Origin of the sequence: Arthrobacter sp. PsM3, assembly GCF_030433895.1 — a bacterium.
GTDB lineage: Bacteria > Actinomycetota > Actinomycetes > Actinomycetales > Micrococcaceae > Arthrobacter.
Map to the genome: position 1 here is coordinate 1 of NZ_JARUXE010000074.1, position 9778 is coordinate 9778.

A 9778-nucleotide genomic window follows, 5' to 3' on the forward strand; every position below is an offset into this window, starting at 1 on the left:
GCGCCCCCGCGAGGTACGCCGTGTTCGCCTTCCATTTGGGGACAAAGGTGGCATTTCCTGCCCCTCGGAAGGCGGAAGCCGGGTCATTGAAGAGGGCGGCGGCGGCGGCATCGAGGCCTGCCGGTTTTACGCCTGGGACATCGAGAAAAGACATGCGGGGCTCCTAGCTGACCGTGATCGGGGGGCGGTTGGAAATCTGGCCGGATGCGTCCCGGGTGACCGCCGGCTGCGTGTAGGTCTTCGTGGGCGTTACGGCCCGGGTCACCGTGTAGGCATCGACCGCCGTTGGGAAGGCAGTGGAGGCCGTGCCGGAGTAGATCCCGGCCACCCCGTCCGGCCAGATCACGCTGGCCGATACCGGGACGCCGTTCCCGTTCCTGGTCACTGCTCCGGAGAACAGCAGCGACGGGTCCGCGGCGAGCGCGGTGAGTGCGGCGTCCAGGTCGGTTTCGAGGGCGTTGAGGCGGGCGGCGTTCAGGGGCGTGTTGCCGGTGGCCCCGTCGGCCCAGTTCCGTTTCGGCATGTTCGGTGGTCCTTACTCGTTGATGGTGTAGGGCAGGGGTGCCGGAGGGCTGTCCGGGGCTCCCGGCGCCGGGACGGTGGGGAAGGGATTGGCGGGGATGTCCAGGGGCGGGCGGCCTTCCAGTGCCCGGATCCTGTTTTCATGGTTCAGCAGCACGTCCTGGTGCTTCACCGCGAGGAGTTCGTACCGGACGCTGTCGATGTGGCCGGTGAACCAGGAGATCAGTTCGGGGGCGTGCTCGGCGACCTGCTCAGCGATCAGGCCGTATTCGTTCTTCCGGCCCGGGACCATCTGCTGCGGGCCTTCGGCCGGCAGGCCGTCCGCGGTGAGCACCGGAGGGTAGGTGGCCTTGCGGTCGTAGAGGACCGGCCGGAGCTTCAGGATCTCGGCCGGGTCGTTGCTGTGCGCCCGGACGTTCTCCTTGTAGAGGATGGAGGAGACGTTGCGGCCGAACTTGAAGCCGCCGTTGTTGCCGACGTAGACGGCGTAGTATTCGGTGCCGCCGACGTTGTTTGTCCACCCGTACTGGGATCCGTCGGACTGTCCGGCGTGGGTCGCCTCGGAGGCGTTCACGGCGGTGGTGGCGTTGGCTACTGCCGAGGTGACCAGGGGGGCGAAGTCTGTCGGCTTACCGGAGACGGTGGCCCAGGTGGTGGCCTGCGCACCGACCTGCACCCAGGTGGCACCCACAAGCACTTCCACCCCGTAGGCCCCGGGGGAGGTTTCCACGAGCGAGCCGAAGCGTGCAACAGGGGACGTGCCGGCGGCGTTGAAGGCCACGAAGGTTCCGTCCGCGGGGTCGACCTGCACGCCCAGGGTGGAATCGGCGCGTTTGAACTGCATCATGCCGTTGACGAGGATTCCGTTGGGGATTACTCCGATGCCGGCAGTGGCGAGGACGTTGGCGGCGCTGAACTGCTGGACCTGGCGTTCGAGTTCCTTGATCCGGCGGGACTGGGCGTCCTCACCGGGGAACTGTGAGCCGGGCAGCCCGGGTTGTGACATCAGTCGATCCCTTCAATGGCGCTCACGTCGATCAGCGGCGTGATGGTCGTGTCGGTCATTTCCCAGCCCACGGCCCGGGCCGTGCCCGTCAGCCCGTCCGGCCATGCCGGTGCGGTGAGGTCGAAGCCGACGTCGTCCCCGAGGAACCAGTCACGGCCCAGCTGCGGGGCATCCTGCCGGTTCGCGGTGATCGCCAGGGCAACGGTGCCGTCTTTCATGGCCGCGAGCGCGCGTTGTGCGTGGGCGTTCAGGGTTGCGGGGTCGGTGATGGACGTGGAGGGGGTCCAGCGGTATTCGAAGCGGGGGCTGGGGTCGGTGGCGTCAACCTGGTGTGCTGATTCCGGCCGGGCGCCGTCGACGCCGGAGGAGACAGCCATGACGTCGTTGGCACCGGAGTCCGAGGCGTAGCCTTCCACGAGCTCCGCGGCGGTCACGGACCCGGGGAGGTGGAACTGCGCGCCGGGGTTCAGCCCGGACGGCGGTGTGGAGCCCAGCCGGTCACCGACGTAGGCGACCAGGCCGAGGCGCTGGGTGTCCACCCATTCCCAGCCGACGGACCATTCCGGGCCGCCGATGACGCCCGAGAGGTCCCCGAGGACGCTGTAGAGCGTCTTGTCCGCGGAATCGGAGTAGCTCCGGGTCCGGGCCGCCCCGACGCCTCCGACGATCTGCACCCGGATGGGGATGCCCCTCTTGGTCCCGGTCCTCGCGTACTTCTCGATCAGGGTCTTCACAATGGTGTTCTGCGGGACCGCGTTGAACTCCTCGTCGCCGACGTAGACCCGGTCGAAATACGCCTCCGCGGTGGCCAGGGATACTTTGACGTCCGGGCCGGCGTTCGTGGTCCGGTTCAGGACCAGCCCGCCCCACAGAGGCAGGGTCCGGCTGTTCGCGTCCTCCTCATCCAGTGCCACGAGGAAGACCGAGCGTTTCCGGGTGGCCTGCCGCCAGTTCGGCGGGGCCCCGTCCAGTGGCAGTGACGCCGTCTGCGACTCATACCGCATCAGGGTCTGCTTCAGGGCCCCGTCCGTGCGGAGCGTGGGAAGATCCGCGATGACGCTCCCATCGTTGGCATTCACTGCAACCCAAGAGAGCGTCATGCGGGTCCTCCTACGGGATCAGGTTGATCTGGCGGGTGACGGTATCCGCGATCGCTTGCGGGTCCGCGGTTGGGGAATGGATGGTGAGGTTGACCACGGAGGGAACGGTTGCCGAATGTTTGGGGACAACTGCTGCGCCGGGGGATGTCGCGGCTTCAATGGCAGGGGCAGCGCCGGTCGGCTTCCAGAGGTTCTTGTAGGCCGTCGATGCCACCACGAAGACGATCAGGACAGCGGTGACAAGGCCGACGGCCGTGAAGATGCCGTTGAGGTAGGCGGTCACGGCGGCGACCACGACGTAGAACAGGAACGCCAGGATCGACTGTCTCCGGGCGGACCAGCGCGACTGCTGGATCACGGCGATGACCAGGGGGCTGAAGAAGCCCACGGCCATCAGCCAGAGAGCGACGGGGCCGAGCGCGGCCAGGGCCTGCAGGGTTGCTGCGTCCATCTCAGGCACCTGCCTTGGGCTGGAGGTCGATCCATTCCTGCGGGACCGTGGTGAACTTCTCCCCGGCCGCGGAAGCTACTTCCCACTCGGGCTTGCCGATGCCCCGCAGGATCCCGTTGTCCTCCCGCGAGTAGATGGTGTCATCCGCCGCGCCCTTGACGTACTGGGTGGCGGCGCCGCCCTTCAGGACGGTCAGGGCGGCCTGGCCGATGTAGCCGGTGACCGGGTCCGTGAGGACCGCCTGGAAGGACTCGAGCAGCTGGTTGTTCCGTGCCGCCGTCTGGCGGTCTGCGTCTGTGAACATGTCGTCTTCCTCTGCTGGTGGTGTTTCGGTGGTGATGGTGCCGGCCGCGGCGATGCCGCCGAAGAACGGCGTGGGATCGACCCGGCCGTAGATGATGCCGTTGCGGACATCCGTGCGGTAGTCCAGGTACACCAGCGCCTCGATGTGTACGTGCTCCGCGACCGTCGTGGTCCGGGTCTTGGTGTTGCCCGAGAGCCCAATGAGCTGGCCCTCGGTGACGTGGTCCCCGGCTTTGACTGCATCGTTGTTGGACTGGTGCGCGATGACGCTGATCCAGCCGTCGTGCCGGGTCACAGTGACGATGCCGCCGAAGTTGTAATACAGCAGCCAGGCCCGGACCGGACCGCTCCCGGGAAGGTCTTCGACCCAGCCGGCGTACAGGACCGTGCCCTCAGCCGGGGCATGGATCGGGGTCCCGATCGGGCAGGCGATGTCCTTGCCGGCATGGCCGAACTCCTGATAGTTCCCGTAGATCCCGACGTAGTATTCGATCGTGTCCTGGGAGGCGTAGCGGTTGCCGATGACGCCGGCCGTTGCCCCCTCCCCGAACTCCTGGCTGGTGGCAAACTCAGCAGATACTGGCCTCATGGGTGTTCCTGTTCCTTGGGTAGCTTCTTGAGCGGCGGCCAGGGGCGGAGCTCCCGGTCCTGCATGCCATGTTCGGTGCAGTCCCGGCGCAGCTGGGACGCGTACTCCTCTGTGAGCCGCCGGTTGAATGCTTCGATGTCGGCCCGTTCGTCGGAAAGGTCAGCCCGGTCCCGCTCACTGTCGCCGCGGGCCCGTTCGGTGCGGACCAGCGCCCAAGCCTCGTCGCGCTGCTGCTTGAGGCCGGTGTTGCGGACCTTCTCCCGGCCAGCCGTGCCATCGACGTGTTTGAGCACGCCGTTGGCAACGACGCCCAGAAACGCGAAAAGACCAGAGGAAGCTAGGACCGCGGCCCATATCTGCTGGGTGGAGTCCATAGGGGCCTACTTCTCGGGGTCATAGGAGTAATGCCTCGTCTTGACGAGTCGCGCAACAAACAGGAGCAGGGCCAGCATCATGAGGCTGAGGGTGACGACGCGCATGCTGAGCTGCGTCACCGGGAGGGCCTGGATAGCCACGCCGCAGACTGCCATAGCGAACCCGCATAGAATCGCCCCGGCCCGCTCCAGCCACCACCAGCCCTGGAGGACGGTCAGCAGACCGGTAGTTCCGCCGAGGACCAGCATCCCGGCCCAGACCATGACCAGCAGCTGGCCGATGGTGCCCTGCAGGCTCCGGGGCGGGTCGGCGAGGATGGCGCCGCCAAGAACAGTCACCCCCAGATAGACGAAGAAGTAGACGGTGGTCTGCTTGCGCGGTTCCTGGACGCGGAGCCACAACGCACGGAACGGGGATGTCAATCTCTGCCACATGGGTGTGCGCCTTCCTGCGTTACGGCTTTTCATAGATCACCATGGAGCCCTTAACTGCCTGGATGGCTCCACCGATGTTGGCGTTCCCCTGCAGCGTCCAGGTGTGCTGGCCGGCAGCCGGGGTGTGGAAGAACTTCTGCGCCGGGAACGTCGGGACACTTGCCCCGGCGAGGTACTGGGCGAAGAACGAATAGCTGTCCACGTCCACGCCGTCGCACTGGACCCGGACCGCCGCCGTCCGGTGGTCCCCACTGTTCGCGTTGATCAGGGTGGTATTGAAATCGATCGTCACCGGGCCGCCCATCGACGTCGCGGTGACCGTGACGATGTCCGTCCATGTCGGAGTGCCCGCGAGAGTGGCCACAGCCCCCAGGGAACCGCTTCCGATTGCCGCGAGCGCTGCCTGCGCCCACCGTGTGCCGTTGTGCCGGTAAGCCCGGCCAGTGTCCGCCTGATCGACGCGCAGCCCCTTGTAGGCGGCGAGCGCGAGGCGTTCTGTGTCGTCGGCGACGGGGAGGATGCCGCCGGCGGTGACGTACCGGGCGGGGTTGATGATGACGGAGGGGCTGCCGCCGCCGGCCTGGGGGACGGTGATGGTGCCGACAAGGAAGCAGCGGGAGCTGGGCAGGGTCGCTTTGGTCGCGTCGGGGTTCGCTGAGGCGGTCCCGGCGAGGTAGACGAGCGGGGCCGTCGTCGCCCCGGAGCCGTCACCGGCAGATGAGTCGTTGATCTGGATGTAGACGATGTCTTTGCGGGCATAGGTGGCGTCCGCGGCGACGATTTCGGCGCGGGAGACGACCTGGTCACTGGACCAGCCGTACATGCCCTGGTGTGTTGAGGCGCCGGGGTCGATCATCGCCGAGCACGGCTGCAGCGACCACGTCGTGGACGTCGCGGTCAGGATGTTTGAGGCCGTGTCCACCCGGAAGCCGGAGCGGCCACCGAGCGGGCGGGCGGCGCCGCCGCCGTGCTGCGCGGCTCGGGCCTGCCGTTCCTGCTGCGCGGTAACGGCGACGCCGTCTGGTGCGAGAAAAGTGATTGTCATGGGTCAGCTCCAAGCGGGTTTCGTTGAGACGGTCAGCAAGGCCGTTGAGGAGTAGTTGTTGGCGGAGAACGCGATCTCGTTCACGCCCGGATCCAGATCGAACCAGCCGCGGGAGGTGACGTAACCGGAGCGGGGTGCCTGCCCCTGCGCGAGGACTTCGCGGCGGTCCATGTCGACGGTCACGAACTCGCCCGCGCCGAGGGCGAGCGCGGTGGCGAAGCTCAGGGTGGTCTTCTTGCCCAGATGGGTGACGGTCCAGCCGCCGGCCGGGACGGGCCCGTCGATGCGGAGCCACACCGGGGAGTTGGTCTTGCCGGTGTTGTCGATGCTGATCACGCCGGCGCCGGAGACGCCTGACCAGGTCCGCGGCCACGAGGACGGGCGGATGAGCCCACCACTGGAGTAGGGCAGCTTCGTGGTCTTGGTGATGAGGTCGCCATACTTCAGCGGGTCCTTGGCCACGACCTGGAAGCTGAAGTCCGCCTCGTAGGCGTTGAGCTTCTTCGGGAGGACGTCGTCCTGGCGCTGGACCGAGATCGACCGGATCAGGCCCGGCTCTGCGACCGTGATCTGGAAGGGCTCCAGATCGATAGCCGCGATGAGCTGGTCAATGGCCGCCGTCAGGAGGGCCGGGTCCTCGGTGAGGATGCTCCCGGTCCCCACGAGTGTCCGGTGCTTCAGGAAAGCCTCCGACATCGTGGAGCCCCGGCCCCGGGCCCGCGGCGTGGCCTGCGCCGTGGACCCGGGTGAACCCCAGCCCTGAAGATCGGAGAGGACCCACTGGACCCCCGAAGCGTCCACCGTGTTCATCACCAGATCCCCGACGGCGATCGGGGGGAACGATGATCCTCCCGCGCCGGGGTTCAGGAGCCCCGAAGGGTACGTGAGCGGACTCGGAAACGGCATGGAGACCTCCTATACCGCCAGGGCGTTCTGGCGCCTGGCGATTGCGTGCGACGTCCCGATGGGGTCATCGACCTGGTTGATGGTCCAGTTGTTCGTCACACCGGCGCCGCGGCCGGTGCCGGCCCCGGCAACGGAGGCCCCGAACGATGGGATGTCCGGGACGGTGACAAGGTCACGCATGGACGCGCCGATGTCACCTTTCATATCCGTTGTGCCGAGCATCAGGCCTTCGCCGATGTGGCGGCCGAACTGGCGAAAGACCCTCGAGGGGGACTGGATGCCCAGGGCGATCTTGAAGGGCTCCACAATCCACCCGGGGAGGAGCCCGAGGAAGAAGTTGCCGATGGTGCCGGCCAGCGACTGGATGCCGCTGAAGAGGCCATCGACAATGTTCCGGCCGGCGCTGTACAGCCACGAGCCAGCACCGGAGAGGGCTCCGGTGATTGTTCCCCACAGGCCGGAGAAGAACCCGCCGACCTGGCCGATCATCCCGGAGACGCCGGAGACGATGTTCCCCCAGATGCCGCCCAGGAATCCGGCGACCTGGCCGAAGACGCTGCTGATGAAGCCCCACACCATGTTGAAGCCGCTGCTGATGACGCCCCACACCGCGCCCACTGCTCCGGCGATGACGCCGACGACGGCATTCCAGACCCCGGAGATGAAGTCTCCGATGGTCTGGAAGATCGAGGCGATGAAGCCCCACACGGCGCCGAAGACGCTGGTGATCACACTCCAGATCGCGGACAGGACCCCGATGATGATCCCGATGTACCAGTTCCAGATCCCGACGAAGAAGCCGCCGATCGCGGTGAAGACGGCCACAATGTTGTTCCAGATCGCCGCGATCTGGTCGCCGTGGACTTTCACGAACGCGATGATGATGTTGGTGACCAGGGAGACGATCCAGTTCCACACACCACTGATGAAGCCACCGATGGCGGTGAAGATCCCCGTGATGAAGGTCCACACCGCGGTGATGCCGTTCACGATGGGCATGACCAGGGCGGACACGCCTACGGCCACGATGGTGGCCAGTGTCGTCCACACTCCGGTCAGGAAGGTGGCGATACCGTTCCAGACATCGGCGAAGAAGCTGCCGATACCGGTGAGGGCGGTGCCGAAAACGGCCCAGAAGAGCCCCATGAAGTATGTGATGGCCCCGACGATGGCGCTCCAGATGCCGGAGAACACATTGACGATGCCTTCCCAGACCATGCCCCAGTTCCCGGAGATCACGCCCAGGACCACCTGAATGATGCCCTGCACGATCTGCATGGCCGCAGTGATTATGGAGGCGATGTAGGTGAAGACGACCATCACCACGGGCATGAGGGCCTGAATGATGGGGATCAGCATGGAGGCGAGAATCGTGACGAGAGGGACGATGGCCTGCACGATCATGGTGATGATCTGCACCGCTACCGGCAGGACCGAGGTCACGAGCTGCACGACGACAGGGATCAGCGAGGTGAACAGCCCCACGAGCGGCGGCAGGAGCGACGCCACCAGGGGTGCCAGCTGCGTGATAAGCCCGGCCACGACCGGGAGCAGTTGCGTGAAGGCCCCGGCGATCATCGGGATCAGGGACACGAGCGCCGGAAGGACGGCCTGGACCGCGGTGCCCAGGGCGCCCACAATCGTTGAAGCCAGCTCGGTGAGGATCGGGACGACCGTGGTCAGCGCTGAGGAAAGCGCGCCGCCGACAGCGGTCGCAAGCTGCCCCAGCGCTTCACCGATCTGAGGCAGCACCGGCGCCAGTGCGCTAAAGATCATATGGAGCGGTGAGAAGCTGGTCACCAGGGACATGATCTGCGGGAGCAGCGGGGCGATGGTCGAACCGAAACCAGCCAGTGCCGGCCCGATCAGGTCAAACAAGCCACGTGCCTTAAGGCCAAGCCCTTCCAGGAACCCCGCGAAACCTCCCGAAGTAATGTCGTCGCCGCCCGCCTTGAATGCGGCGAAGAAGGCCCGAATCCCACCAGTGACTTCGCGCGCACCATTTCCGATGCGCTCCATGACGCCGGCAAATCCACTGGAAGTTACATCGCCGTTCCCGGCTCTGTAGGCCGCGAACATGGCACGGAACCCTCCACTGACTTCTTTGGCCGCGTCCCTAATGCCGAGGATGACACGAACGATAATCGAGTCTTCCTCGATGCCGAGCGCCTTGCCCAGCCCGCCCGTGAAATCACCCGACGTAAACAGGGTGATGATGCCGCCCATGGCGGCACGGACCCGGTCTGCGAATGCCTGCACATGGGTGGCAAGTGTCAGCACGGGGCCGCGTGCTGCGGAGAAGGCCATGGTCATCAGCTGCAGGACGGGGACCATGACGGAGCGTCCCACGTTGGAGAACGCCGTCAGGATCGGCAGGGCCGTTGACCCGATGGCGATATGCAAGCCCTGGATGCTGGTGTTGTACTCGCGCAGGGACGCCTTCGCGGCGCCGAAAATCTTCTTGTCCGTCTCGTCCAGGACGAGGCCCATCTTGCCCGCCGTACCGGTCAGCTTAGCGATACCCTCTGAACCCTGGTTCAGGAACGGGAGCATCTGCGCGCCGGACCGGCCGAAGAGCTGCATGGCCAGGGCGGTCTTCTCGGCGCCGTCAGGCATGGCCTTGAACTTGTCAGCAAGCCCCGGCATGATCTCCGACATCGGCTTGACGTTGCCCGATGCATCCTTGAACTCGGTGCCGAGCTTCTTCACCATGTCGGCGGATTTGCCGGCGTCCCCGGCGGCGTTGCCGAGGTTCTTCGAGAAGATTGTGATGCCGCCCGAGGCAGCGTCTACGTCCACGCCCGAGAGCTGGATCGCTCCCCGCAGGCCCGAGAACTGCTCAATTGTTCCGCCGGCGATCCGCCCGAAACCGTTTACCGCGCCCTGATAGGACTGGAAGTCAGCGACAGAGTCCTTGACGAGCTTCCCGACAGAGAGGCCCGCGACGATTCCGGCGATGGGCAGCGCAAACTTCTTGATGCCGCCCATCAGGGAGGCCCCCAGTGAGGACCCGCCGGCGTCGCCGGCGGGGGCCCCCCCCCCGGGGG

At 66.3% G+C, this 9778-nt stretch carries 10 protein-coding genes; all 10 read right to left on the bottom strand.

The genetic code is table 11. The annotated features are described in order from the left end of the window. Positions 1–163: 163 nt before the first annotated feature. The gene (locus QCD75_RS21100; protein ID WP_301231459.1) at positions 164–523 is read right to left on the bottom strand and encodes a hypothetical protein; all 360 of its coding nucleotides are present in this window, start codon (positions 521–523) and stop codon (positions 164–166) included. A 12-nt stretch (positions 524–535) separates the two neighbouring features. Next, positions 536–1528, bottom strand: a complete 993-nt coding sequence (locus QCD75_RS21105) for a tail fiber domain-containing protein (protein ID WP_301231460.1) — start codon at positions 1526–1528, stop codon at positions 536–538. Further along, positions 1528–2628, bottom strand: a complete 1101-nt coding sequence (locus QCD75_RS21110) for a hypothetical protein (protein WP_301231462.1) — start codon at positions 2626–2628, stop codon at positions 1528–1530. Before QCD75_RS21110 ends, QCD75_RS21105 begins: the two co-directional genes overlap by 1 nt. Before the next feature lie 10 nt (positions 2629–2638). Continuing rightward, positions 2639–3079 carry a hypothetical protein gene (locus tag QCD75_RS21115; protein ID WP_301231463.1) on the bottom strand — a complete coding sequence of 147 codons (441 nt, stop codon included), beginning with the start codon at positions 3077–3079 and terminating at the stop codon, positions 2639–2641. A gap of 1 nt (position 3080) precedes the next feature. Then, positions 3081–3971 carry a M23 family metallopeptidase gene (locus tag QCD75_RS21120; RefSeq protein WP_301231464.1) on the bottom strand — a complete coding sequence of 297 codons (891 nt, stop codon included), beginning with the start codon at positions 3969–3971 and terminating at the stop codon, positions 3081–3083. Next, the gene (locus QCD75_RS21125; protein ID WP_301231465.1) at positions 3968–4345 is read right to left on the bottom strand and encodes a hypothetical protein; all 378 of its coding nucleotides are present in this window, start codon (positions 4343–4345) and stop codon (positions 3968–3970) included. The genes QCD75_RS21120 and QCD75_RS21125 overlap by 4 nt, the downstream gene beginning before the upstream one ends. Before the next feature lie 6 nt (positions 4346–4351). Continuing rightward, positions 4352–4780, bottom strand: a complete 429-nt coding sequence (locus QCD75_RS21130) for a hypothetical protein (RefSeq protein ID WP_301231466.1) — start codon at positions 4778–4780, stop codon at positions 4352–4354. A gap of 19 nt (positions 4781–4799) precedes the next feature. Continuing rightward, on the bottom strand, positions 4800–5825 hold the full coding sequence (locus tag QCD75_RS21135) for a hypothetical protein (protein ID WP_301231467.1): 1026 nt from the start codon (positions 5823–5825) through the stop codon (positions 4800–4802). A gap of 3 nt (positions 5826–5828) precedes the next feature. Next, positions 5829–6731, bottom strand: coding sequence for a phage distal tail protein (locus tag QCD75_RS21140; protein WP_301231468.1), 903 nt, complete (start codon positions 6729–6731; stop codon positions 5829–5831). A gap of 9 nt (positions 6732–6740) precedes the next feature. Next, the coding region (locus tag QCD75_RS21145; RefSeq protein WP_301231469.1) for a phage tail tape measure protein at positions 6741–9778 on the bottom strand (3038 nt) is incomplete at its 5' end.